Below are 24,765 nucleotides of genomic sequence, written 5' to 3' on the forward strand. Positions count from 1 at the left end.
GCGGTATGACAGCCGCACCGCAGTGGATCAACGGACTCATGGACACGCTCGGCGCGCCCGGCGCCGGCCTGGCCATCGCCCTGGAGAACCTCTTCCCTCCGCTGCCGAGCGAGGTCATCCTGCCGCTCGCGGGGTTCGCGGCGAGCACCGGCCAGATGAACCTGTGGGCCGCGCTGCTGTGGACGACCGCCGGTTCGGTGATCGGCGCGCTCGCCCTCTACGGCGTCGGCGCGCTGCTCGGCCGTGAGCGCACGGTGGCGATCGCGGCGCGGCTGCCGCTGGTGAAGGTCTCGGACATCGAGAAGACCGAGGCGTGGTTCCTGCGGCACGGCACCAAGGCGGTCCTCTTCGGCCGGATGATCCCCATCTTCCGCAGCCTGATCTCGGTCCCGGCCGGCGTCGAGCGCATGCCCCTGCCCGTCTTCCTCGGCCTGACCACGCTGGGCAGCGCGCTGTGGAACACCGCGTTCGTGATGGCGGGCTATCTGCTGGGCGACAACTGGACCCAGGTCACGGACATCGTGTCCGCGTACTCGAAGATGGTCCTGGCCGGGGCCGCGCTGGCGGTGGTGGCGTTCGTCGTCGTACGACTGCTGCGGCGACCGGGATCCGGCCGCCGCAGGCGCACCCGGGACGTGCGGGACGCGCGCGTCAACTCCTAGCTCAGAAGCCCCGCGTCCCCTTCAGGAACTCCCGCAGGATCCGCTCCCCCGCCAGCACGCCCCGCTCCGGCAGCGCGCTGATCGTCGGAGCGGTGAAGCCCTCGTCGGCCAGTTCGCCGTGGCCCGGGCGCCAGGCCTGGTCCGCGGCGAGCAGCAGGTCGGCGTCGAGGAGGGAGTCACCGGCGGCCAGCGTCAGCTCCGCACCGGTGCGACGGGCGACCTCGCGCATGGCGGCGCTCTTGGTCAGCGGCTTGGGGACGGCGTAGATCTTGCGGCCCTGGAGCGAGACCGTCCAGCCGCGGTTCTCCGCCCACACCGCGAGCTCCTTCACCCAGTCCTCGGGCAGCAGTTCGCGCTCGACGACGAGGTAGGCGAAGAGGTCCTCGGCGACCCGGTGCTTGCGCACCCACACGGGGTCGGCCGTGCGCAGCAGGTGCTCGCGGACCTCGTCCAGCGGCGCGCACTCGTCGGCGAGGCGGGCCTGCACGCGCGTGTGCCAGTCGGCGTCCGTCACCCCGTCCACCAGCAGGTGCCCGCCGTTGGCGCAGATCGCGTACTTCGGGGGCGGGCCCGGCAGGTTGATGCGCTGGTACTGCTTGCGGGTCCGGGTGGTCGTCGGTACGAACACCGCCGCGTCGCCGAGGTCGGCCAGCAGTCCGGCGGCCGTCTCGGTCATGTACGACAGCGGCTTGCTCTCGTGCACCTCGACGCAGAGCAGCCGGGGTGCCCGCGCGTCCGGCATGGTCAGCGCGAGCGCCGCGGAGGAGTAGATCAGCGTACGGTCCAGGTCGCTCGCCACCAGCACCGGCATCAGACGTTCACCGCCTTGCCGTCGGCGCCCGTCGCGCCCCGCGTGTACTTGGGGTGGATCAACCCCACGCAGGTGTACGGGAGTTCGTCGACCTCTTCCACCGGGACACCTCTCTGTTCGGCCAGCAGGCGTACGTGGTCCAGGTCGGCGCCCGCGCCGGCCCGCGCCAGGATCTTCCACGGCACCCGGCGCAGCAGCACCCGGGTGGTCTCGCCGACACCGGGCTTGACGAGGTTCACGTCGTGGATGCCGTACTCCTCGCTGATCCGCTCGACGGCCGCCCAGCCCTCCCAGGTGGGGGTGCGGTCGCCGGACAGCAGTTCCTTGACCTGCGTCCCGACCGCCTCCGCGACCTCCGGGAAGGCGGCGGCGACGGCGTCGAGGAAGTCCACGGAGACATCGGCGCCGGCGAGTTCGCGGTAGAACTTCGCGCCGTGGAAGTCGTTCGGGCCGACGAGGTCCGCGCGCAGTACCGTGCGGGAAATCAGGCCGGACACCGTGGAGTTGAGGCAGGCGGAGGGGATGAGGAAGTCCTCGCGGGTGCCGTACGTCTTCACGCACGAGCCCGGGTCGGCCAGTACGGCGATCTCCGGGTCGAAGCCGGTGATGCCGTCGGACGCCTCGAACTCCTTGATGGCGTCGGCCAGTTCACGGGTGATCGCGCCCTTGCCGGTCCAGCCGTCGACGAACACCACGTCGGCCGGGTCGTGGTGGGCGGCCAGCCAGCGCAGCGCGTTGGCGTCGATGCCGCGGCCGCGCACGATCGACACGGCGTAGTGCGGCAGGTCCAGGCCGTGCCGGAACTCGGCCCAGCGGCGCATCAGGACACCCACGGGGGTGCCGGCGCGGGCGAGCGAGACGAGGACCGGGCGGGGCGAGCGCTCGGCGAGCACGATCTCGGTGACCGCGCCGACCGCCTGCGCGAGGCGCGCCGCGGATCCTTCCAGCGCGGTGTGGAAGAGCTGCTGGTACTGCTCGCTCGGCTGGTACTCCACCGGCAGCGACTCCGCGTAGTGCGCGCCGCCGCTCTGGATGGCCTCCTCGCGCTCCTCGGTCGGCGCCTCCAGCGTGACGTCCGAGAGGTCCTGGAGCAGCCAGCCGACGTCTTCCGGGGCGTACGAGGAGAAGGCGGGGCCGCGGAGGGGCTCGGGCAGCATCGGGGGCCTTTCGGGGACGTACAGCGGCTCGGGGACGTAGGAGGGGACGACCGTGAGCAGTACCCGCGGGGTGTGTGCGTGCAGCTGCGCGAGGAGGCCGTCGGGGGCGTGGAGCTCCGCTGTGTCGGCGGTGGAGTCGATCACGGCGACGATCGCGTCGAAATCGGCGCCGGCGATGTTGTAGGCGTAGCGCTCGCCGGGGCCGTCCGCGGGGTTGTCGTGGGACGGGAAGGTGATGCGGGTGCGGATCGCGTAGCCCGGGTCGTCCACCGCCAGGACGGGTGAGCGGGTGGTGGTGGAGTAGGTGACCGCGACGCCCTCGGCGACCTGCTCCAGCTCGCGGGCGAGTCTGAGGGGGGCGTACATCAGCTCTTCGAAGCCGAGGACGTGGACGCGGCGGGCGGTTGCCGGGAGGGCCTCTGCCAGGCGGGCGGCCATGGCGGGGAGGGCGGTTTCCAGGCGTATTCGGTGCTGGGGGGTGAAGCCGTGGCGTCCGCCGTCAGGGAGGCCGTGGGGCCAGTGGAGGTCGACGCGCTTGTGTGTCGGGTGCGGGCCGGTGGGGGCTTGTCGCGCCCGCGCGGCGGTAGCCGCGGATTCAACACAGCCCCGCGCCCCTAGGGCGTCCAGGTGCTCGGCGACCAGTGCTTGCCCCTTCTCCAGTACTCCCTCCGGCAGGCTCACCGTGCCCGACGCCGCCGCCACCAGATCCACCCTCGCGCCTATTTCCCGCGCGAAGTCCTCCAGGCGCCCAGCGTCCGCCGCCGAGCGCATGTCGACCAGCGCCACCACGACGTACCGCCTCCGCGGATACCGCTCGTGCAGGTCCCTGATGGTGTTCAGGATCGTGTTGCCGGTGGAGAACTCGTCGTCGACCAGGACCAGCGGACCGTCGCCGACCAGCAGGGCCGGGTCCTCCGGCAGGAGGAGGTGGGAGGTGGCGTGGGAGTGGGACTCCTCGAAGCCGCCCGCCGGGGCCACGCCGGGTACCGGGCGGCGGGTGGAGTGCAGGTAGGGGGCGAGGCCGACGCCGTCGGCGACGGAGTGGCCGAGGCCGGTCGCGGTCTCCGCGTAGCCGAGGACGACCGCGCGGGCCGCCTCCTCGGTGCCCAGGAGGTCGCGCACCCGGCGGCCGAGGGCGAAGCCGTGGCCGTAGACCACGGACGGTGACTGCGGGACGTGCTTGCCGAGCACGTTGGAGACCAGCAGATGGGCCCGCTTGGGGTTGCGGCGCAGGGCGAGGCCCAGCAGGTCGGCCAGCTTGTCGTCGCCCAGGAGTTCGACCCCGAGCCGCTCGGCGACCCAGGTTCCGGACCAGATCCCGCCAGGCACCTCGTTGTTCACTGCGTTGTTCATGCGTCCCTTGTGTGTAACCGACCCAGTCACTGTGTGGCTCAGTCGGGGATTCCGGCGGCGAGCAGTTCCACGAAGCCGATGTCCTCGTTGGCCACCCCGAACACCTCGGCGCGCAGCATGGTGCGCTCGGCCCAGGCCCGGTGCGGCTTCACCTCGTTCATCTTGTTCGTGTACTGCGACCGCAGCACTCCCCCGCCGCCGCGCTCCGGGCGCAGGATGTCGGCCGCGTCACTGAACTCTTCGTGACTGACCACCGACAGCGCGTGCACGGGAAGCACGTGCGAGGGGTGAATACAAGTCTTACCCATCAGACCGTTGGCCTGATCGAGGGAGATCTCGCGGAGCAGCCCGTCCATGGCGTGCTCGATGAGCGCCTCGCGCAGTTCCTCGGCCTGGCCCTCCAGGAAGGGGCTGCGGCGCAGCTGCGGCTTGAACATGCGCTCCTGGACGCGGAAGTACTCCCAGACCGGCCCGGTCACCGTGAAGCCGGTGCCGTCGGCGCGGCCCAGCATGTTCACCACGTCGGCGATCACGGAGGCGACGATCTGGACGTCCCAGGCGGTCATGTCGGGGGCGCGGCGCAGGCCGTAGGAGGAGCAGAAGTCGGTCACGCCGAGGCGCAGCGCCAGCACCCGCTCCCGGTACTTGTCGACCGCGCGGGCGATGCCCTCCAGGGTCTCCACCCGCGACTCGCGGTACATCAGCTCGGGCGACTCCAGCACCGGCATGGCGAACAGTCGCCGCCCGCTCGCCGTCTCGGCGCCGGAGAGGGCCTCCAGGAAGGGGATGCCGCGCTCCTCGGTGAACTTCGGGAGCACGAACCCGGACAGCAGCCGGACGGCGGGGCCGAGGCGCTGGACGAGGTCGGGGATCTGTTCGGGGTAGCGGACCCGGATGAAGAGCAGCGGCAGATCGGTCGCCCGCTCGGCGAGCTCCGTGAACTGTCGTACGAGGTTCTCCTCGGCGTCCACGACGTCCTCGTCGCCGATCGAGTCCTCCAGGCACAGCACCATCGAGACCACGCCGCGCCCGACCTGTTTCAGGATGTCGTCGGCGAGCCGCGGCCTGGTGGCCGGGCTGTAGAGCGTGGCGCCCAGGGCCGCGGAGAGCAGCCGGGCCGAGGAGCCGGCGGTGAACTCGCACGGCTCCTGATGGAAGAGGCGCTGACGCACCTCAGGGGCGATGTGCCCGAAATGACGCATATGACTCCCCCGTGGCGGCTGGGCCTTCTGTGAACGGTTCACAGGTGGCCGGTAATAGTACGTACAAACCCATGTCAGGAATTCCCATCGGGCATGAACTTCAGGTAACGCAGGCGAGCACGACCGGGTCGGATTCCCTTGCGGAACCCCTACCCCCGCGTTGTCGTGACCAGGACCGAGAAGGCAGGATGACCGCATGACGCACGCCATGCTGAAGGGGTCGAACGTCCCGCTCGAAGTCACCACGGTGCGCGCCGTGGTGCGCTGGACGCCCGGACAGGGGGTCCCGGATGTCGATGCCTCGGCGCTGCTCCTCGGCCCCGACGGTCGCGTGCGCTCCGACGAGGACTTCGTCTTCTACAACCAGCCCCGGCACCCCTCCGGGAAGGTCTGGCGCCTCGGCAAGAAGCGGGTCGCCGAGGGCCTCACCGACACGATCCAGACAGATCTCACCGGTGTCGAGTCCGGCGTCGGTCAGATTCTCCTCGTCGCATCGGCGGAGGACGTCACCTTCGACCGTGTGAAGGGCCTGCGCATCCTGCTGTACGACGCGGCGGTCGCCGACAGTGAGCCGCTGGCCTACTTCGACATCAAGCCGGAGACCGGCCGCGAGACCGCGCTGATCTGCGGGGAGCTGTACCGCCGCGGGGACGGCTGGAAGTTCCGTGCCCTGGGCGAGGGCTACTCGGACGGTCTGAAGGGCCTGGCCGGCGACTACGGCATCTCCGTGGACGAGTCGGAGGCGGCGGCGCAGGAGCCGGTCCCGGAGTTCTCCCAGCCCCTGCCCCCGGAGCAGCCCACCACAGCGGTCCCGCCCCAGCCGGCCTACGGCTACCCCCAGTCCCCGCCGCCGACCCAGCCGGCGTACGGCTACCCCCACCCGACCAGCCAGCCCGCCTACGGCTACCCCCAGCCCCCGGTCACGGTCCCCCCGGACCCGGACTTCCGGCTGCCCCCGCAGGGCCCCCAGTTCATCGGGCGCTGACGGGAGCACCCCCGGCTCACCGCTCCGCCTTGGTCTTGAAGCCCCGCCCCCACTGCAACCCCCACCCGTACAACCGGTCCAGCTCCGCCTGGAACCCGTAGACGAACTTCACCTCGCGCCGCACGACGATCTCGCCCTTGACGTTCTCGATCATGACGACGGCACAGGAGCGGGCCTGGGGGTGACGTTCGTCGAGGCCTATCTCGATGCGCGGCCCGTTGCTCGGGTAGAGCGTCACGATCGCGTGGGTACGGTCGAACGCCGGCGTCTGGTCGTAGATGTAGACGAACACCAGGATCCGCTTGATGGCGTCCTTGTGGTCGAGGTTGACGTAGATCGTCTCCCCGGACGCCGACCCGAAGCGGTCGTCCCCGCTGAGTTTGACGTACGGCGCCGAGTTGACGTCCCCGAAGAACCCGCCGAGGGGCTGCACCACGCCCTTGGAGCCGTCGGCCAGCTCGTACAGACACCCCAGGTCGAGGTCGACGTTGACCATGCTCTGGCTGTGCCCCATGACCTCCGGCGGCTTGAGCGCCCGGAAGGGGTGCCTGAGCAGGCTCTCGCGCTGTGAGCCGCCGATGTCGGAGGTCCGCATCCGCCAGGCCAGGTTGATGCGCAGATGGCCCGTCTCGGCGCCCTGCTCCTTGAGCGAGACCCGATCGTGCCGTTTGGTCAGCACGATCGAGTTGGTCGCCGCGTTGCCCGAGTCGAACTCGGCCGCGCGTCCGCGCCAGAGTCCGTCCAAGAAGCCCATGTCCCGCCCCCACCGTTCGCGTCAAAGACCGGCGGGGCGGCGTCGGGAGTCGACGCCGCCCCGCTCAGAGCGTTCCCTCACAGGAGGGCAGGTCACACCCCGGACGAGACCTCGGTCTTGTCGTCCGAGCCCTCAGCTTTTCCCTCTGCCGCTGCCAGGGCCTTGTTGCGGCGCACGGAGGACCAGAAGGACCAGGCGATCAGCACGACACCGACGAGGCCGGTGATGACCTCGTGGATCTGGTACTGGATGGTGATCATGAGGATCACGGCCAGCGCGCCGATCGCGTAGTGCGCGCCGTGCTCCAGGTAGACGTAGTCGTCGAGGGTGCCCTGGCGGACCAGGTACACGGTCAGCGAACGGACGTACATGGCACCGATGCCCAGGCCCAGCGCCATCAGCACGATGTCGTTGGTGACGGCGAAGGCGCCGATGACCCCGTCGAAGGAGAAGGAGGCGTCGAGGACCTCGAGGTAGAGGAACATGAAGAACGCGGCCTTGCCCGCCAGGACCACGGCCGAGACCGGCTTGCCGGTGCGTGCCGCCTCTTCCTCCGCCTCGTGCTCGCGTTCCTCCTCCTCTTCGAGCTTGTCCTCGAAGTAGCCGGAGAGACCGCCCACGATCATGTAGGTGATGAGACCCGCGATACCGGCGAGCAGAACCGTCTCCGCCTTGTCGACATGCGCGCCGCCGTGCTGGTGGGCGTGGGTCGCGAAGGTCATCGCGGTGATGAGCAGGACGACGAGGGCGATGCAGACCGACAGCATGTCGACCTTGCCGAGCTTGGCGAGCGGGCGCTCCAGCCACGCGAGCCACTTGATGTCCCGGTCCTCGAAGATGAAGTCCAGGAAGATCATCAACAGGAACATGCCACCGAACGCGGCGATCGCCGGGTGGGCGTCGGTGACCAGTTGCTGGTACTGGTCCTTGTCGTTGAGGGCGAGGTCGACGGCCTCGATCGGACCCAACTGGGCGGTGACCGCCACGATCACGACCGGGAACACCAGCCGCATGCCGAAGACGGCGATCAGGATGCCGATGGTGAGGAAGATCTTCTGCCAGAAGGCACTCATCTTCTTCAGGATTCCGGCGTTGACCACCGCGTTGTCGAAGGACAGCGAGATCTCGAGGATGGAGAGGATCGCCACGATGCCGAACCCGGTCCACCCCCCGTAGAAGACCGCCGCTACGAGGCCGAGCGCGGTGACCGCGAACGACCAGCCGAAGGTTTTCAGAACCACTGGCTACCCAATCCTGTATGTACGGGTCTCCCCCGCTGCCGTACTCGGCTTTTTACCGAACTTTGAAGCGGAGTCTAGTCGGCCCCCCTCCGTACCCCGCCGGGCCCCGGATTTTGCTCATATCGCGTTACGACACATTGACCCCGAAGTCGAGCGCGATGCCCCGCAGCCCTGACGCGTACCCCTGCCCGACGGCGCGGAACTTCCACTCGCCCTGGTACCGGTAGACCTCGCCGAAGATCATCGCGGTCTCGGTCGAGGCGTCCTCGCTGAGGTCGTAGCGGGCCAGTTCCTGGCCGTCGGCCTGGTTCACCACGCGGATGAAGGCGTTGCTGACCTGCCCGAAGGTCTGGCCCCGGTTGTCGGCGTCATGGATGGAGACCGGAAAGACGATCTTGTCGCACTGGACCGGCACCTTGGAGAGGTCGATCAGGATCGACTCGTCGTCGCCGTCGCCCTCACCGGTGAGATTGTCGCCGGTGTGCTCCACCGAGCCGTCGGGGCTCTTGAGCTGGTTGTAGAAGACGAACCACTCGTCCCCCATGACCCGTCCGCCGTTGCAGATCAGCGCGCTGGCGTCGAGGTCGAAGGGGGCTCCGGTGGTGGAGCGTGCGTCCCAGCCGAGCCCGACCAACACCTGAGTGAGGTTGGGTGCGGCCTTGGACAGGGAGACATTGCCTCCCTTGGCGAGCGTGACGCCCATGATGCTGGTCCCTCCCCGTGTACTGCTTCCTAGGTGGTCCTGCGCTCCCCCGGAGGGGGACCCCCAGGCGCCGCACGCGATCGGTACGGCGCCTGGGGGTGGGTGGTTCGGGTGGAACGGCTCAGACGTTCACGCCGAAGTCCTGCGCGATGCCGCGCAGGCCCGAGGCGTAGCCCTGACCGATGGCGCGGAACTTCCACTCCGCCCCGTGCCGGTACAGCTCACCGAAGACCATCGCGGTCTCGGTGGACGCGTCCTCGGAGAGGTCGTAGCGCGCGATCTCCGCCTCGCCGGCCTGGTTCACCACGCGGATGAACGCGTTGCGGACCTGGCCGAAGGACTGCTGGCGGTTCTCGGCGTCGTAGATCGAGACCGGGAAGACGATCTTCTCGATCTCGGCCGGGACCCCCGCGAGGTTGACCTTGATCTGCTCGTCGTCGCCCTCGCCCTCACCGGTGATGTTGTCGCCGGTGTGCTCGACCGAGCCGTCGGGGCTCTTGAGGTTGTTGAAGAAGACGAAGTTCGCGTCGCTGCTCACCTTGCCCGAGCCGTCCAGCAGCAGTGCGCTGGCGTCCAGGTCGAAGTCGGTGCCGGTCGTGGTGCGGACGTCCCAGCCCAGACCGATGATGACCGCGGTCAGGCCGGGGGCCTCCTTGGTCAGCGATACGTTGCCGCCCTTGCTGAGGCTGACTCCCACGAGTCCTCCATTGGTGTCCAGGGGCGGGGAGCCCCGCCATGCGTTTGATACCGGATCAACGAGTCGATCCTAGTGACGGGTTCCCGCCCTACGCAGGGCTTGGAACCTAACAATCACAGGGTGTCCCGACTCAGATGGTGTCGAGCGCCTTCACGTACTCGTTCAGGTCACGGGCGTCCGGAAGGGCGTTGACGACGGTCCAGCGGACCACGCCCTCCTTGTCGATGACGAAGGTGCCGCGGACCGCGCAGCCCTTGTCCTCGGCGAAGACGCCATAGGCGCGCGAGACCTCGCCGTGCGGCCAGAAGTCGCTGAGCAGCGGGTACTCCAGGCCCTCCTGCTCGGCGAAGACGCGCAGGGTGTGGATGGAGTCGTTGGAGACGGCGAGCAGCTGGGTGTCGCGGTCGGAGAACTGCGGCAGATTGTCGCGCAGCTCGCAGAGCTCGCCGGTGCACACCCCGGTGAAGGCGAAGGGGTAGAAGAGCAGGACGACGTTCTTGCTGCCGCGGAAGTCCGACAGCTTCACGGACCTGCCGTGGTTGTCCTTGAGCTCGAAGTCGGGGGCCTTTTCGCCGACCTGGATCGCCATCGCGTGCATGTCCCTTTCGGTGGGGCTGTTCGGGTGGTGGGACCACCCTACGCAGCGATCACCAAAAGCCGACGGACGGGCTGAGGAATCTCAGCCCGTCCGGCGTTCGAGGACGAGGTCGTTCAGGCCGAAGGCGGGTCTGGGGGCGCAGCCCCCGGAGTCACCGGTCCGACCAGCGGAGCGTCACCGCTTGGACTTGGCTGCCTTCGGCGTCACCAGCCGGCTGCCGCTCCAGTCCTTGCCGACGCTGACGCTCTTGGAGGCGGAGAGGCCCGCCGTCGTCGCGGCTTCGGAGATGTCGCTGGGCTCGACGTAGCCGTCGCGGCCGGTCTTCGGTGTCAGCAGCAGGATCGAGCCGCCCTCCTCGATGTACGTGGTGGCGTCCACCAGTACGTCGGTGAGGTCGCCGTCGTCGTCGCGGAACCAAAGCACCACGGCATCGGCGACGTCGTCGTATTCCTCGTCCATCAGCTCGCTGCCGATGACTTCCTCAATGGCCTCGCGGAGCTCCTGGTCGACGTCGTCGTCGTAGCCGATCTCCTGGACCACCTGCTCGGGCTGGAACCCCAGCCTTGCGGCAGGGTTCGTCCGCTCCTCCGCGTGGTCCGCGGTCGCGCTCACGGGTTGCCTCCTGATCATGTTTCGGGAATAACTCAGCCACGCGCGTGCGCGAAGCATTGGCCGTAGTCCACACGGGCGGGACGGATCGCGCAAGTACCCGGCCGTTCAGACCGCCGAAACGGTGACGTTCCTGGCCGTGTCACCGCAACTCCAGTCACACGATTACGGTCATAAGTGACCTACACCACACCTTTCTGCCCGGTATGTGGCATTGGGAACCCGAGTGAGGGTCGAGGAACCCGTGAAGAACCCTGGTTACCAATCAGTAGAGATGACGTTTGCTTTTCCGAGGTACACGATGGGGAGCGGTGCAGACATCCCGCATACCCATGGAAAACAGCCCTCTGACAGCGAAGGAACAGCGTGGCTTCCGGATCCGATCGCAATCCGATCATCATTGGCGGCCTTCCGAGTCAGGTTCCTGACTTCGATCCCGAGGAAACCCAGGAGTGGCTCGACTCCCTCGACGCCGCCGTCGACGAGCGCGGCCGCGAGCGGGCCCGTTACCTGATGCTGCGGCTGATCGAGCGGGCCCGCGAGAAGCGCGTGGCCGTGCCCGAGATGCGCAGCACGGACTACGTGAACACCATCGCCACCAAGGACGAGCCGTTCTTCCCCGGCAACGAGGAGATCGAGCGCAAGATCCTCAACGCCACGCGCTGGAACGCCGCCGTCATGGTCTCCCGCGCCCAGCGGCCCGGGATCGGCGTGGGCGGCCACATCGCCACCTTCGCCTCCTCGGCCTCGCTCTACGACGTCGGCTTCAACCACTTCTTCCGCGGCAAGGACGAGGGCGACGGCGGCGACCAGGTCTTCTTCCAGGGCCACGCCTCCCCTGGCATCTACGCGCGCGCGTACCTGCTGGACCGTCTGAGCGAGCAGAACCTCGACGCCTTCCGCCAGGAGAAGTCGAAGGCGCCCTACGGCCTGTCCAGCTACCCGCACCCGCGGCTGATGCCGGACTTCTGGGAGTTCCCGACCGTGTCGATGGGCCTCGGTCCGATCGGCGCGATCTACCAGGCCCGGATGAACCGCTACATGCACGCGCGCGGGATCGCCGACACCTCCAAGTCGCATGTGTGGGCCTTCCTCGGCGACGGCGAGATGGACGAGCCGGAGTCGCTCGGCCAGCTGACCATCGCCGCCCGTGAGGGCCTGGACAACCTGACCTTCGTCGTCAACTGCAACCTCCAGCGCCTCGACGGGCCGGTGCGCGGCAACGGCAAGGTCATCCAGGAGCTGGAGTCGGTCTTCCGCGGCGCCGGCTGGAATGTCGTCAAGCTGGTCTGGGACCGTTCCTGGGACCCGCTGCTGGCCCAGGACCGCGACGGTCTGCTGGTCAACCGGATGAACACCACGCCGGACGGCCAGTACCAGACGTACGCCACCGAGACCGGCGCGTACATCCGCGACCACTTCTTCGGCGACGACCAGCGGCTGCGCGCGATGGTCGAGAACATGACCGACGACCAGATCCTGCACCTGGGCCGCGGCGGTCACGACCACAAGAAGATCTTCGCGGCGTTCTCGGCGGCCAAGGCGCACAAGGGCCAGCCGACGGTGATCCTCGCCAAGACCGTCAAGGGCTGGACGCTCGGTCCCAACTTCGAGGGCCGCAACGCCACGCACCAGATGAAGAAGCTGACGGTCGACGACCTCAAGGGCTTCCGCGACCGGCTGCACATCCCGATCACCGACCAGGAGCTGGAGTCCGGCGCCCCGCCGTACTACCACCCGGGCCGGGACTCGGAGGAGATCCAGTACATGCACGACCGCCGCAGCGCGCTCGGCGGTTACGTCCCCACCCGCGTCGTGCGCGCCAAGCCGCTCGCACTGCCCGACGACAAGACGTACGCGAGTGTGAAGAAGGGTTCCGGGCACCAGTCGATCGCGACCACCATGGCCTTCGTACGACTGCTCAAGGACCTCATGCGGGACAAGGAGCTCGGCAAGCGGTTCGTGCTGATCGCGCCGGACGAGTACCGCACCTTCGGCATGGACTCCTTCTTCCCGAGCGCGAAGATCTACAACCCGCTCGGCCAGCAGTACGAGGCCGTGGACCGCGATCTGCTCCTCGCCTACAAGGAGTCCCCGACCGGCCAGATGCTGCACGACGGCATCTCGGAGGCGGGCTGCACGGCCTCGCTGATCGCGGCGGGCTCGGCCTACGCCACGCACGGCGAGCCGCTCATCCCGGTCTACGTCTTCTACTCGATGTTCGGTTTCCAGCGCACCGGCGACCAGTTCTGGCAGATGGCCGACCAGCTGGCGCGCGGTTTCGTCCTGGGTGCGACCGCCGGACGTACGACTCTGACCGGTGAGGGTCTCCAGCACGCCGACGGCCACTCGCAGCTGCTCGCCTCGACCAACCCGGGCTGTGTCGCTTACGACCCGGCGTACGGCTTCGAGATCGCGCACATCGTGCAGGACGGTCTGCGGCGGATGTACGGCCCGGACAGCGAGGACGTCTTCTACTACCTCACCGTCTACAACGAGCCGATCCAGCACCCGGCCGAGCCTACGAGCGTGGACGTCGAGGGCATCCTCAAGGGCATCCACCGCTACAGCGAGGGCACTTCGGGCACCATCCCGGCGCAGGTCATCGCGTCCGGTGTCGCGGTGCCGTGGGCGCTTGAGGCGCAGAAGATCCTCGCCGAGGAGTGGAACGTCAAGGCGGACGTCTGGTCGGCGACCTCCTGGAACGAGCTGCGGCGCGAGGCGGTCGACGTCGAGCGGCACAACCTGCTGCACCCCGAGGAGGAGCAGCGGGTGCCGTACGTGACGCGGAAGCTGTCGGGTGCGCAGGGTCCGTTCGTCGCCGTGTCCGACTGGATGCGGGCGGTGCCGGACCAGATCGCGCGCTGGGTGCCGGGGACCTACCAGTCGCTGGGCGCGGACGGGTTCGGCTTCGCCGACACCCGCGGGGCGGCCCGCCGCTTCTTCCACATCGACGCGCAGTCGATCGTGGTGGGTGTGCTGACGGAGCTGGCGAAGGAGGGGAAGGTGGACCGGTCCGTGCTGAAGCAGGCGATCGACCGGTACCAGCTGCTCGACGTGTCGGCCGCCGACCCTGGCGCCGCCGGGGGCGACGCGTAGGCACCGCGGTGATGTGAAGGGCGGTGGGGCTCAGGTCCCCACCGCCCTTACCGCTTCTTTACGATGCGTCCATGAAGGAACAATCGGCGCAGGAGCGCTGGGAACACGCCACCCAGCGGCCCCTGATGGCGCTCGCGGTGCTGTTCGCCGTCGCCTATGCCGTGCCGATCGTGGACGACGCGGCCGGCCGGTCGCTCACGACCGTGTGCACGGCGATCGAGTGGACGGTGTGGGGCGCGTTCGCCGTCGACTACCTCGTACGGCTGTCGCTCTCGCAGGACCGGCGGCGATTTGTGCGCAAGCACTGGCTCGACCTGTGCGCGGTGCTGCTGCCCCTGCTCCAGCCGCTGCGGCTGCTTCGGCTCGTCGCCACCCTGCTGCTGGTGCAGCGGCGGGCCCGGATGGCCTCGCAGATCCGGCTGACGACGTATGTCGCGGGCGCGGTCGTCGGGTTGCTGATGTTCGGCTCGCTCGCGGTGCTCTCCGTGGAGCGGGACTCGCCGGACGGGAACATCCAGACGCTGGGTGACGCGGTGTGGTGGTCGTTCACCACGATGACGACCGTGGGGTACGGGGACCACGCGCCGACCACCGGACTGGGCCGGATCATCGCCGTGGGACTGATGCTCTCCGGCATCGCCCTGCTCGGTGTCGTCACCGCCAACATCGCGGCCTGGTTCATCGCCCGCTTCGAGAAGGACGACGTGGAGGAGCGGCGGCAGACCGAGGCGATCGTGGCGCTGACCGAGGAAGTGCGGGCGCTGCGGGCCCAGGTGACCGCGTTGCAGGAGCAGCGGTCGGTCAGACACTGAGGTGGGCCCCCGGCCCATCCACCGGGGGCCCTCCCCTCACTCCCCCCGGCTCAGAACAGGCCGCTTCCGGGGGATGCCGCTCCGGCCAGCCAGATGACGGCCAGGAGCGTGTCTATGGCGCCCAGGACGACGGCGACCAGGGCCGTCACCGGGCGGGAGCCCGTCCAGCTACGGCCCATCGCGAGCCAGCCGGTCACGATCGCGATCGGGCCGAGGATGATCCCCAGTACGAAGAATCCCGCGATCGCGCAGATGACACCGATGATTCCGAGCGTCGCGCGATCCGGCCCGGTCCGTGACCACGTCCGGCCACGTGAGCGGGGGTGCCTGCGCGTGCGCGTGCCGTTTCCGAAACCCGCCATCATCAACAACTCCCTGAACCCCTAGGCAGATTGGGTTCGAGAGGGCGAGTACCCCCGTTTCGGGGCTCAATCCTCCGGCCTTGCGGCGCGCCGCCCCCCTCCGGCAGCGCGCCGCAGCACCGGCCGCCCTCCGCGGCATATGCACTGCCGTGCGGAGGGCTTGACTAACTGTGACCTGCGGCGCGTACCGGGGGCGAGGAATCTTTAGCGTCTTCACCCTGATAGGCGAAGTCGCCTGAAATCCCGTCAGTTTCGACCCGCGGAAACTCCCGCGGGACAGGGCCCGCTAGACGTGGCCCACTCCCGCGCCCGCCTCCGCGTTCTCGCCGCGCTTGGTGAGCAGGGCGACGAAGACGGCGATGGCGGCGACCCCGGCCGCGACCAGCGACGCCAGGCTCATGCCGGAGATGAAGGTGTCGTGCGCGACGTCGGTGATCTTCGCGGCGATCGCCTCCGGGGTGCCCTTGCCGATCGGCGGCATACCGACTTGGACCGCCTCGGAGGCCTGGGCCTGCTCGGCCGCGGTGAGCGGCGGCAGGCCCGCGTCCTTCCAGTTGCCGGCGAGGTCGCTGTCGACCTTGGAGGCCATCACGGCGCCGAGGACGGCGGTGCCGAGGCTGCCGCCGATCTGCATCGCGGCCTGCTGGAGACCGCCGGCGACACCGGAGAGCTCCAGCGGCGCGTTGCCCACGATGACCTCGGTCGCGCCGACCATGACCGGGGCGAGACCCAGGCCCAGCAGGGCGAACCAGAGGGACATCACCGCACTGCCGGTGTCCGTCTCCAGCGTGGACATGCCGTACATGGCGATCGCGGTGGCCGCCATGCCGCCGGCCAGCGGGACGCGCGGGCCGAGCTTGGTGATCATGACGCCCGCGAGCGGGGAGCCGACGATCATCATGCCGGTGAGCGGGAGGAGGTGGAGGCCGGCGTCGATCGGGCTCATCCCGTGCACGTTCTGGAGGTAGAACGTCACGAAGAACAGGCCGCCCATGAAGGCGATGGCCATGAGGACCATCAGCACCACACCCGCGGACAGCGGGACCGAGCGGAACAGCGCCAGCGGGATCAGCGGCTCCTTCACCCTGGTCTCCCAGAAGGCGAAGAGCGCGAAGCCCAGGACCGACGCGGCGATGAAGGTCCACGTCTGTCCGTCGCCCCAGCCCCACGCCGGGGCCTTGATGAGGGCCCAGACCAGGCAGAACATCGCGGCCGACAGCAGGGCGATGCCCAGGACGTCGAAGGAGCGCGGGGCGTTCTCGGCGCGGTGGTCCAGCAGGATCACGACACCCAGGACCGCGGCGAGGATGCCGACCGGCACGTTGATGAAGAACACCGACTGCCAGCTGACGTGCTCGACGAGGACACCGCCGAGGATCGGGCCGCCCGCGGTGGAGGCGCCGATGACCATGCCCCAGATACCGATGGCCATGTTGAGCTTCTCGGCCGGGAAGGTCGCCCGCAGCAGACCGAGCGCGGCCGGCATCAGCAGGGCGCCGAACAGACCCTGGAGCACCCGGAAGGTGACGACGAACGCGATGCTGTCGGACAGACCGATCGCACCGGAGGCGGCCGCGAAGCCGACCACGCCTATCAGGAAGGTCTGGCGGTGGCCGAAGCGGTCACCGAGCTTGCCCGCGGTGATCAGGGCGACCGCGAGGGCGAGGAAGTAGCCGTTGGTGATCCACTGCACCTCGGCGAAGGTGGCGCCGAGGTCCTGCTGGATGGCCGGATTGGCGATGGCGACGATGGTGCCGTCGAGGGCGACCATCATGACGCCTACGGCGACGGTGATGAGGGTGAACCAGGGGTGGCCGCGCAGCCCTGAGGCCCGTGCCCCCTCCGACGGGGCGGCCGGCCTGCCGTCCTCCGGCCCCGTCTTGTCGATCGTGGTCTGACTAGTCATACATCGAGGCTAGTGACAGCCACTGACAATTGACAAACCGTTTCATAAGTCGGTAACTGACACAGCATGGAAAACCTGCGCGAACGCAAGAAACAGCGCACCCGCGAGGCGCTGATTCGAGCCGCCCTCGAGCTGTTCACCACCCGGGGGTACGAGGGGACGACCGTCGACGACATCACCGAAGCCGTCGAGGTCTCGCAACGCACCTTCTTCCGCTACTTCGCCAACAAGGAGGAGGCCGCCCTCGCCGTCGTGGAATTGGCCGTCGTGCACTTCATCGAGGCGGTGCGCGAGCGGCCGCCGCACGAGGCACCGCTGGAGGCGATGCGCCAGGCGGTCCTGGAGGGCTGGGACTCGCTCAACGACGTGATCGAGTCCGTCGTACCGGTGGAGCTCTACCTCCAGATGTACCGGGTGATCGAGTCGACGCCGGTGCTGCTCGCCGCCCATCTGCGGCGCTCCATGGAGGTCGAGGAGACCCTGGCGCGCATGATCGCCGAGCGCGAGGGTCTCGACGTGGCGGCCGACCCGCGGCCGCGGCTCGCGGTGGCCGTCTTCAGCGGGGTGATGCGGGTGACGGAACGGCAGTGGAGCGCGGCGGCGGACTTCAGCCTTGACGCGATGCGGACGCTCACCGTTTCGTATCTCGAACAGGTGGGCCCGGCACTGACGGAGAACTGGCGAACACACTGAGGTCATCGTCACGCGAGGCGAAACGTGACCTCCGTCACTCGGTTAACGCGAGACCCTCTCGTTCTCCTAGTGTGTCCTTTCAGTGACTTCCTTCGACACCTCTCCCCAATTGAACGTCTGGCGCGCACTGCTCGCGCTGGCCGTGGTGTTCGTGATGCTCGCGACCACCGGCTGGACGGCCATGCGCAACCAGCGCGACTCGACCCCGCTCCAGAGCTCGCTCAGCGCCTGGGAGCGCGGCCGGATAGCCGGACACCGGCTGCCCGACCCGGACGACTCGACCTCCGCCGCGCTCTCCCGCTTCTTCGCCTCGCTCACCGCTCAGCAGCGCTCCACGCTCGCCCACCGCTATCCCCTCGCGGTCGGCAACATGAACGGCGCCCCCGTCGAGCTGCGTTACCGCGCCAACCGCATCGCGCTCGGCCAGGCCCGCAAGGTCGAGCTGAAACGCATGCACGACATCAGGCTCTCGGCCGACGGGCAACGCCAGGCGGGGCACCGTATGCACCGCTTCGAGGCGCTGATGAGCACCAAGCGCAAGATCCTCGCCTTCGACCCGGCGGGCAGCGGGCGGGTCGCCGAGGTCTTCGGCAATCTGAGCAAGGCGCAGCGGATCTCGGTCGTCGTCCCCGGCGTCGACACCGATCTGCTCACCTTCCAGCGCACCTACCGCAAGTACTCGGCCCCGGTCGGCATGGCCAAGTCGCTGTACGCCGCGGAGAAGGCGGCGAGCCCCTCGACGCGTACGGCCGTCATCGCCTGGGCCGACTACACCGCCCCCGGCGGCCTCGGCCTCGACTCGGCGACCGCGACACGCGCCGAGGGCGGTGCCGTCCGGCTGAACGCACTGGTGCGTGCGCTGCCCGGCAGCGCGCCCGTCTCCCTGTTCTGCCACAGCTACGGCTCGGTGGTGTGCGGTGTCGCCGCGCACAGCCTGCCGGAGCGGGTGGCCGACATCGCGGTGGCCGGCAGTCCCGGGATGCGGGTCACCAACGCCGCCCAGCTGCACACCTCGGCCCAGGTGTGGGCGATGCGGGACGCCGACGACTGGATCCAGGACGTGCCGTACCTGGAACTCGGCGGCCTGGGCCATGGAGCCGATCCCGTGTCCTCCGCGTTCGGGGCACGGGTGCTCTCGGCGGCGGACGCGAAAGGGCACAGCGGCTATTTCGAGCCGGGCACCGAGAGTCTGCTGAACTTCGCCGAGATCGGCGTCGGCGCATATGACTCGGTGCACTGTGCGAAGGATGACGGCGCCTGCCGGGCCGGTTTGTCCGGCACCGTGGCGGGCTGACGCGCGTAGAGACGCAGGAATTGCGGTCTGCGCAGGGAGGCGACGGAGGAGCTCGTGCCGCATACGATGAGCCGCATGGGTGACGTACTGGCCGGATTTCATGCCGCCTGGGAGTTCGAGTCCGACTCCGTGCTCATCCGTTACGAACGAGGGATTCGAACACCCAAGCTCTTCCAGTCCCTGGGAGAGCGACGGATCCCCCTCTCGGCCCTCGCCGGTGTGACCCTGACCCCCGGCAGGCGCGGCACCGTGGTGCTGCGGGCCGAGCCGCGCCCCGGCGCCGACCCGCTGATGGAGGCGGCCGCGGGACAGCTGAAGGAAGGGTGCGATCCGTACCGCCTCGTGCTGCCCGCCGAGCGGGAGGTGCTCGCCGAGTACTACGCCGACGAGTTGCGTGGCCTGCTCAAGCCGGACGACGGTGAGCCGGCCGAACGGTTTCTGGTGCCGGCGCCCGAAGTGCCGCTGTCCTTCAAGGCGTACGACGGGAAGGCGTCCTTCGACGGGAAGACCGTGCGCTTCCGGTGGTTCTGGACGGGCGCGTCCTCGGCGAAGTGGAAGGCCGGCGACCAGAGTTTCCCGGTCGCCGACCTCGGTGGGGTGGAGTGGCGGTCCCCCGAGGTGTTCGAGGGGCATCTGCGGCTGATCCCGCGGGACGCCGACGGGCAGCCCGTGCAGGCCGACCAGGACCCGGCCGCCGTGGTGTTCGGGCTCGGATACGGGCCGGTGCACGAGTCGTTGCCGTTCGCCGCGGCGGTGCTGGCGGCGGTGCGGGAGCGCGGGCCGGTCGCGGCGGTGCCGGCCAGCGCGCCGAGGCGCGATCCGGCCGACATCGCCGAGCGCATCCGTCATCTCGGGGAGCTGCACCAGGCGGGGCTTGTCACGGACGAGGAGTTCTCCGTGAAGAAGGCGGAGTTGCTGGCGGAGCTCTGAGCTGCGTGGCCGATTACAGGTGAGTTCACTCGCGTCCGGCGGAGGTGAACGTCATGTCCGCGTAGCGGTCGCCTGCCACTTTGCCCGCGATCGGCTCCAGCAACGCCAGCTGGTCTTCCGTGAGTTCGATCCTTGTGGCCGCCACGTTCTCCTCCACCCTGCCCGGCTTCCTCGTGCCCGGGATCGGGACGACCGACAGGCCGTGCACCCGCGCCTGCTGCTGGACCCACGCCAGCGCGACCTGGGCCAGTGAGACCCCGTGGGCCTCGGCCACCGTGCGGATCGGGTCCAGGAGGGCCACGTTCGCGGCGGCGTTCTCGCCGGTGAAGCGGGGCTGTTGGCGGCGGAAGTCGTCGGCCGTCAGGTCCTTGTCGGCGTTGGCGAAGGTGCCGGTGAGGAAGCCTCGGCCCAGCGGGGAGTACGGGACGAGGGCGACGTCGAGGTCGCGGGCGGCCGGGACCACGCCCGTCTCGATGTCACGGCTGAACAGGGACCACTCCGACTGCACTGCGGCGATGGGGTGGACGGCCTGGGCCGTACGCAGCTCCGTGCCGGTGACCTCGCTCAGGCCCAGGTGCTTGACCTTGCCCTCGCGCACCAGCTCGGCCATGACGCCGACGGACTCCTCGATCGGCACGTTCACATCGCGCCGGTGCATGTAGTAGAGGTCGATCACGTCGACGTCGAGACGCTTCAGGCTCGCCTCGACGGCCTGGCGGATGTACGGGGCGTCGTTGCGGATGACGCGCCGGGTCGGGTCGTCCGGCGGGATCGACAGGGCGAACTTCGTCGCGATGACGACCTCGTCGCGGTGGGCCTTGAAGAACGGCGAGAGGAACCTCTCGTTCTCCCCCGCGCCGTAGGCGTCCGCCGTGTCGTAGAGGGTGACGCCGAGTTCCAGGGCCCGCTCCAGGGTCGCCCGGGACTCGCCGGCGTCCGTGGGCCCGTACGCGAAGCTCATGCCCATGCAGCCCAGGCCCTGCACCCCCACCTCGGGGCCGCCGGCGCCCAGTCGTGCGGTCGGGATCCTGCTGTCGGTCATCCGGCCTTCTCCGTTTCGTAGCGGTGACCGGCGTCGGCGTAGAAGCTGATCTTCCGGTCGAGTACCGCGAGGGTGTCCTGAAGTTCCGTGATCCGGGTCAGGACGTCCCGGCGGGTCGACTCCAGCAGTTCGAAGCGCTCGCCGAAGGTGTGGTCGCCCTCGCGGACCAGTTCCGCGTAGCGCACCATGTCGGCGACCGGCATCCCCGTGAGCCGGAGCTTGCCGACGAAGTCGAGCCAGTCCAGGTCGCGGTTGCTGTAGCGGCGCTGACCGGTGTGCGAGCGGTCGATGTGCGGCATCAGGCCGATGCGCTCGTACCAGCGCAACGTGTGCGCGGTCAGCCCCGTGAAGGCGACGACCTCGCTGATCGTGTAGCTGTCCTGGCCCTGGGGGCGCCGGTGCGGGTGCGGCGGGGCGCTGCAGCTGTCGGTCCTGGTACCCGTCGTGGTGGTGTCCATCACCGTCATGACCTCAACGCTATGGCCTTGGAGTGCACTCCAAGCAAGCGAAACCGGTAAGAATTCGCGGGACGTCGGCCGGGCGCGGTGGCTAGCGTGCGGGCCATGACTGTCGTACGACGTGCTGGGGCCGAGGACGCCGGGGAAGTGCTGCGGCTTCGGCAGGTGATGATCAACTCGGTGGCCGGTGCCGATGCTTCCACACGGTGGCATGCCGAGTCGCTCCCCGTGTTGAAGGAGCGGCTGGCGGATCCGGACGGGGACTTCGCGGCGTTCGTCGTGGATCACCCGGAGCGGCCCGGGGCGCTGGCGGCGCTGGCGGTCGGGACGCTGGAGTACCGGATCGGGCGGGCGGACAATCCGCGGGGGCGGGTCGGGTACGTCTTCAGCGTCGCGACCGATCCCGACGCCCGCCGTCGCGGTTACGCGCGGGCGTGCATGACGGGACTGCTGGCGTGGCTGCGCGAGCAAGGCGCCGCCCACGTCGACCTCAACGCCTCCGCCGAGGCCGAGCCGCTCTACGCCGCCCTCGGCTTCGTCCGCAAGCCGGACCCCTCGATGCGGCTGGCACTGTGACCGGCATAGTCTCGACGGCATGTCGCTGAAGAGCCTCGCCCTGATCGAGAACTGGCCGGTTCCGACCGCCGCCGCGGCCGTCGTACGGGCCGACGGGACCCTGCTCGGTACGCACGGGCCTGCCGGTCACCGTTTCCCGCTGGCCTCGGTCACCAAGCCGCTCGCGGCGTACGCGGCGCTCGTCGCGTACGAGGAGGGGGCGATCGAGCTCGACGAGCCGGCCGGGCCCGCGGGGTCGACGGTGCGGCATCTGCTGGCGCACACCTCGGGCCTCGCCTTCGACGAGCACCGGGTGACGGCCCCGCCCGGTGAGCGGCGGCTGTACTCCAACGCCGGGTTCGAGCAGTTGGGCGATCACATCGCCAAGGCGACGGACATCCCGTTCGCGGAGTATCTGCGGCAGGCCGTGCTGGAACCGCTGGGCATGGTGTCGACGTCGCTGGAGGGGTCGCCGGCCAAGGACGGGGTCTCCACGGTCGAGGATCTGGTCCGGTTCGCGGCCGAGGTCCAGGCCCCGCGTCTCCTGGACCCCCGTACGGTCGCCGAGGCGATGACGGTCCAGTACCCGGGCACCAAGGGTGTCCTGCCGGGCTACGGCCACCAGAACCCCAACGACTGGGGGCTCGGCTTCGAGATCCGCGACTCCAAGTCCCCGCACTGGACGGGCTCTTCGTCCTCGCCCCGCACCTTCGGGCACTTCGGCCAGTCCGGCACGTTCCTGTGGATCGACCCCGCCGCGGGCGCGGCCTGCGTGGCCCTGACCGACCGCGCCTTCGGTCCGTGGGCCGTCGAGGCGTGGCCCGCGTTCACGGACGCGGTACTCGCCGAGCTCTAGGCCATCTCCCACAGCAGCAGCTCCGCCGCCGTCACCCCCACCGCGTCCAAGCCCTCGGCGTCCGTGATGCGGGCCGCGTCGCCCGGCTGCAACTCCTCGCCGTTCAGGCGTACTTCGCCGCGTACGACATGGACGTACAGGTGTCGTCCGTCCGGCACCGCCGTGCGCTCGCCCGGAACCAGGCGCCGTACGTGGAGCATCGATCCCGCCTCCGGGACCGCGTACGGCGTGGAGTCGGCGATGCCGCGGACGATCTCGTACGACGGGTCGCCGCCCGGGGTCAGCGGGGCCAGCCACATCTGCACGAAGGTCAGGGGGGTGTCGCCGGCGTTGCGCTCGACGTGGCGTACGCCCGCGGCCGCGCTGAGGCGCTGCACGTCGCCGGGCCGGACCGTCGTCTCGTGGCCCGTCGAGTCGCGGTGGGTGAGCTCGCCCTCGACCACCCACGTCACGATCTCGGTGTGGCTGTGGGGGTGCTCGTCGAACCCGGCGCCCGGAGCGAGCCGCTCCTCGTTGCAGGCGATCACCGCGCCGAACCGGAGGTTGTCGGGGTCGTAGTGCGGGCCGAAGGAGAAGGCGTGGAACGACTCGATCCCGGTCGCCGGATCGCCCCCTGGATAGCGCTCAGCGGCGCGCCGTACGTCCATCACGGACCCCACCGTAGCCCTCACCCGGTACCCGGCGGAGCGCACTCACGTCCGGATAAGGCAGTCTTGTCCCCGTGCCCGAACCCGAAGCCAGCAACACCGAAGCCTTCGCACGTGACTCCCATCCGCACTCGGCGACCCTGAAGCGGCTGGAGAAGTCGTCCGGGTCCCTGGCCGCGCAGGCCATCGCGCGGATGGACGAGACGCTGTCGTGGTACCGGGCCATGCCCCCGGAGAACCGTTCCTGGATCGGGCTGGTCGCGCAGGCCGGTATCGCCGCGTTCACCGAGTGGTTCCGGCATCCCGACGCCCCGCAGGCGATCTCCACCGATGTGTTCGGCACCGCTCCGCGCGAGCTGACCCGGGCCATCACGCTGCGGCAGACCGTGGAGATGGTGCGGACCACCATCGAGGTCATGGAGTCCGCCATCGACGAGGTGGCCGCGCCCGGTGACGAGTCCATCCTGCGCGAGGCCCTGCTCGTCTACGCCCGCGAGATCGCCTTCGCCACCGCCCAGGTCTACGCCCAGGCCGCGGAGGCACGCGGTGCCTGGGACGCCCGGCTCGAATCACTCGTCGTCAACGCCGTGCTCAGCGGTGAGGCCGACGAGGGGGCCGTCTCCCGGGCCGCCGCGCTGGGCTGGAACGCGCCCGAACATGTGTGTGTCGTCCTCGGCACCGCGCCCGACGGTGACTCCGAGCTGACCGTCGAGGCGATCCGCCGGGCCGCCCGGCACGCCAAGCTCCAGGTGCTCACCGGGGTCCTCGGGGACCGGCTCGTCGTGATCGCCGGCGGCAGCGACAACCCGCTCGCGGTTGCCAAGTCGCTGATCGGGCCCTATGCCGCGGGACCCGTGGTCGCCGGGCCCGTCGTACCCGATCTGCTGGCCGCCACCCGCTCCGCGCAGGCCGCCGCGGCGGGGCTCAAGGCCTGTACCGCCTGGCAGGACGCCCCGCGCCCGGTCCTGGCGGACGATCTGCTTCCGGAGCGCGCCATCGCGGGTGACCCGAGCGCGCGCGAGCAACTGGTGGAGGAGATCTACAGACCACTGGAGGAAGCCGGTTCAGCTCTCCTGGAGACGCTCTCGGTCTATCTCGAACAGGCGAGCAGTCTCGAAGGCGCCGCCCGGATGCTCTTCGTCCATCCCAACACCGTGCGCTACCGGCTTCGACGTGTGACTGACGTCACCGGCTGGTCACCCTCCGATGTACGTTCCGCGTTCACGCTGCGGATCGCCCTCATCCTGGGGCGTCTGGTCGACGGGGATCTCCAGCTCTAGGCTTTTGTCGGGGGCCCACAAAACCCCCTCGTGTTCTTCGTCCCTGTCCCCACGGGCGG

General features: G+C 69.4%; 23 protein-coding genes and 1 pseudogene. 10 read left to right on the forward strand and 14 right to left on the reverse strand.

Annotation, left to right across the window (positions count from 1 at the left end; all coding sequences use genetic code 11):
- Window positions 1-5: 5 nt before the first annotated feature.
- Window positions 6-743, forward strand: a pseudogene (locus tag ACFY0U_RS01200) (DedA family protein).
- On the opposite strand, the gene ACFY0U_RS01205 reads toward ACFY0U_RS01200, so the two are convergent.
- The 3 genes from ACFY0U_RS01205 to ACFY0U_RS01215 are packed head-to-tail and all read right to left on the reverse strand — an operon-like array spanning window position 664 to window position 5,185.
- Window positions 664-1,473 (reverse strand): HAD family hydrolase, encoded by an 810-nt coding sequence (locus ACFY0U_RS01205; protein ID WP_388628372.1) that lies wholly within the window; start codon window positions 1,471-1,473, stop codon window positions 664-666. The pseudogene ACFY0U_RS01200 and the gene ACFY0U_RS01205 overlap by 80 nt on opposite strands.
- Entirely contained in the window at window positions 1,473-3,983 is a 2,511-nt protein-coding gene (locus ACFY0U_RS01210) for a phosphoribosyltransferase (RefSeq protein WP_388628375.1), read from the reverse strand. The genes ACFY0U_RS01205 and ACFY0U_RS01210 overlap by 1 nt, the downstream gene beginning before the upstream one ends.
- Window positions 3,984-4,021: 38 nt before the next feature.
- A complete protein-coding gene (locus tag ACFY0U_RS01215; RefSeq protein ID WP_388628378.1) occupies window positions 4,022-5,185 on the reverse strand; it encodes an HpcH/HpaI aldolase/citrate lyase family protein in 1,164 nt (387 codons plus the stop codon).
- Window positions 5,186-5,381: 196 nt separating this feature from the next.
- Here ACFY0U_RS01215 and ACFY0U_RS01220 point away from each other — a divergent pair, with 196 nt between their 5' ends.
- Window positions 5,382-6,170, forward strand: a complete 789-nt coding sequence (locus ACFY0U_RS01220; protein ID WP_388628381.1) for a TerD family protein — start codon at window positions 5,382-5,384, stop codon at window positions 6,168-6,170.
- Between the two features lie 16 nt (window positions 6,171-6,186).
- On the opposite strand, the gene ACFY0U_RS01225 is transcribed toward ACFY0U_RS01220, so the two are convergent.
- From ACFY0U_RS01225 to ACFY0U_RS01250, 6 genes are all read right to left on the reverse strand, one after another.
- Window positions 6,187-6,924 (reverse strand): Tellurium resistance, encoded by a 738-nt coding sequence (locus ACFY0U_RS01225; RefSeq protein WP_388628383.1) that lies wholly within the window; start codon window positions 6,922-6,924, stop codon window positions 6,187-6,189.
- Window positions 6,925-7,016: 92 nt separating this feature from the next.
- The gene (locus tag ACFY0U_RS01230) at window positions 7,017-8,165 is read right to left on the reverse strand and encodes a DUF475 domain-containing protein (protein ID WP_388628386.1); all 1,149 of its coding nucleotides are present in this window, start codon (window positions 8,163-8,165) and stop codon (window positions 7,017-7,019) included.
- Between the two features lie 127 nt (window positions 8,166-8,292).
- The gene (locus ACFY0U_RS01235) at window positions 8,293-8,868 is read right to left on the reverse strand and encodes a TerD family protein (protein ID WP_388628389.1); all 576 of its coding nucleotides are present in this window, start codon (window positions 8,866-8,868) and stop codon (window positions 8,293-8,295) included.
- A 121-nt stretch (window positions 8,869-8,989) separates the two neighbouring features.
- Entirely contained in the window at window positions 8,990-9,565 is a 576-nt protein-coding gene (locus ACFY0U_RS01240) for a calcium homeostasis/redox stress adaptation protein (protein ID WP_353694681.1), read from the reverse strand.
- 130 nt (window positions 9,566-9,695) lie between these two features.
- Window positions 9,696-10,154, reverse strand: a complete 459-nt coding sequence (locus ACFY0U_RS01245; protein WP_388630373.1) for a peroxiredoxin — start codon at window positions 10,152-10,154, stop codon at window positions 9,696-9,698.
- A 183-nt stretch (window positions 10,155-10,337) separates the two neighbouring features.
- Window positions 10,338-10,775 (reverse strand): DUF3052 domain-containing protein, encoded by a 438-nt coding sequence (locus ACFY0U_RS01250; protein WP_171143715.1) that lies wholly within the window; start codon window positions 10,773-10,775, stop codon window positions 10,338-10,340.
- 363 nt (window positions 10,776-11,138) lie between these two features.
- Here ACFY0U_RS01250 and aceE point away from each other — a divergent pair, with 363 nt between their 5' ends.
- Complete coding sequence (gene aceE, locus ACFY0U_RS01255; protein ID WP_388628393.1) at window positions 11,139-13,871, forward strand: pyruvate dehydrogenase (acetyl-transferring), homodimeric type; 2,733 nt, start codon at window positions 11,139-11,141, stop codon at window positions 13,869-13,871.
- Window positions 13,872-13,942: 71 nt separating this feature from the next.
- Window positions 13,943-14,683, forward strand: a complete 741-nt coding sequence (locus ACFY0U_RS01260; protein WP_388628396.1) for a potassium channel family protein — start codon at window positions 13,943-13,945, stop codon at window positions 14,681-14,683.
- A gap of 50 nt (window positions 14,684-14,733) precedes the next feature.
- Here ACFY0U_RS01260 and ACFY0U_RS01265 read toward each other — a convergent pair whose 3' ends face one another.
- Entirely contained in the window at window positions 14,734-15,048 is a 315-nt protein-coding gene (locus tag ACFY0U_RS01265) for a small hydrophobic protein (protein ID WP_388628398.1), read from the reverse strand.
- 283 nt (window positions 15,049-15,331) lie between these two features.
- Complete coding sequence (locus ACFY0U_RS01270; RefSeq protein WP_388628401.1) at window positions 15,332-16,951, reverse strand: MFS transporter; 1,620 nt, start codon at window positions 16,949-16,951, stop codon at window positions 15,332-15,334.
- A gap of 66 nt (window positions 16,952-17,017) precedes the next feature.
- On the opposite strand from ACFY0U_RS01270, the gene ACFY0U_RS01275 reads away from it, so the two are divergent.
- From ACFY0U_RS01275 to ACFY0U_RS01285, 3 genes are all read left to right on the forward strand, one after another.
- Window positions 17,018-17,644 carry a TetR family transcriptional regulator gene (locus ACFY0U_RS01275; RefSeq protein ID WP_388628403.1) on the forward strand — a complete coding sequence of 209 codons (627 nt, stop codon included), beginning with the start codon at window positions 17,018-17,020 and terminating at the stop codon, window positions 17,642-17,644.
- Window positions 17,645-17,726: 82 nt separating this feature from the next.
- Window positions 17,727-18,938, forward strand: a complete 1,212-nt coding sequence (locus tag ACFY0U_RS01280) for an alpha/beta hydrolase (protein WP_388628405.1) — start codon at window positions 17,727-17,729, stop codon at window positions 18,936-18,938.
- 66 nt (window positions 18,939-19,004) lie between these two features.
- Entirely contained in the window at window positions 19,005-19,868 is an 864-nt protein-coding gene (locus ACFY0U_RS01285; RefSeq protein WP_388630375.1) for a DUF4429 domain-containing protein, read from the forward strand.
- A gap of 25 nt (window positions 19,869-19,893) precedes the next feature.
- On the opposite strand, the gene ACFY0U_RS01290 is transcribed toward ACFY0U_RS01285, so the two are convergent.
- Together ACFY0U_RS01290 and ACFY0U_RS01295 are read right to left on the reverse strand one after the other, a co-directional pair.
- Window positions 19,894-20,910: an aldo/keto reductase gene (locus ACFY0U_RS01290; RefSeq protein ID WP_388628408.1), complete on the reverse strand. Its 1,017-nt coding sequence runs from the start codon at window positions 20,908-20,910 to the stop codon at window positions 19,894-19,896.
- Window positions 20,907-21,377 (reverse strand): MerR family transcriptional regulator, encoded by a 471-nt coding sequence (locus ACFY0U_RS01295; RefSeq protein ID WP_388628411.1) that lies wholly within the window; start codon window positions 21,375-21,377, stop codon window positions 20,907-20,909. The genes ACFY0U_RS01290 and ACFY0U_RS01295 overlap by 4 nt, the downstream gene beginning before the upstream one ends.
- Before the next feature lie 96 nt (window positions 21,378-21,473).
- Here ACFY0U_RS01295 and ACFY0U_RS01300 point away from each other — a divergent pair, with 96 nt between their 5' ends.
- On the forward strand, window positions 21,474-21,944 hold the full coding sequence (locus ACFY0U_RS01300) for a GNAT family N-acetyltransferase (RefSeq protein WP_388628414.1): 471 nt from the start codon (window positions 21,474-21,476) through the stop codon (window positions 21,942-21,944).
- A 19-nt stretch (window positions 21,945-21,963) separates the two neighbouring features.
- Window positions 21,964-22,779 (forward strand): serine hydrolase domain-containing protein, encoded by an 816-nt coding sequence (locus tag ACFY0U_RS01305; RefSeq protein ID WP_388628417.1) that lies wholly within the window; start codon window positions 21,964-21,966, stop codon window positions 22,777-22,779.
- On the opposite strand, the gene ACFY0U_RS01310 is transcribed toward ACFY0U_RS01305, so the two are convergent.
- Window positions 22,776-23,426 (reverse strand): pirin family protein, encoded by a 651-nt coding sequence (locus tag ACFY0U_RS01310; protein ID WP_388630378.1) that lies wholly within the window; start codon window positions 23,424-23,426, stop codon window positions 22,776-22,778. The genes ACFY0U_RS01305 and ACFY0U_RS01310 overlap by 4 nt on opposite strands.
- A gap of 74 nt (window positions 23,427-23,500) precedes the next feature.
- Here ACFY0U_RS01310 and fasR point away from each other — a divergent pair, with 74 nt between their 5' ends.
- A complete protein-coding gene (gene fasR / locus ACFY0U_RS01315) occupies window positions 23,501-24,706 on the forward strand; it encodes a fatty acid biosynthesis transcriptional regulator FasR (protein ID WP_388628420.1) in 1,206 nt (401 codons plus the stop codon).
- Window positions 24,707-24,765: the final 59 nt, after the last annotated feature.

Source organism: Streptomyces sp. NPDC001536 (genome assembly GCF_042894505.1).
In the GTDB taxonomy this organism is placed as follows: domain Bacteria; phylum Actinomycetota; class Actinomycetes; order Streptomycetales; family Streptomycetaceae; genus Streptomyces.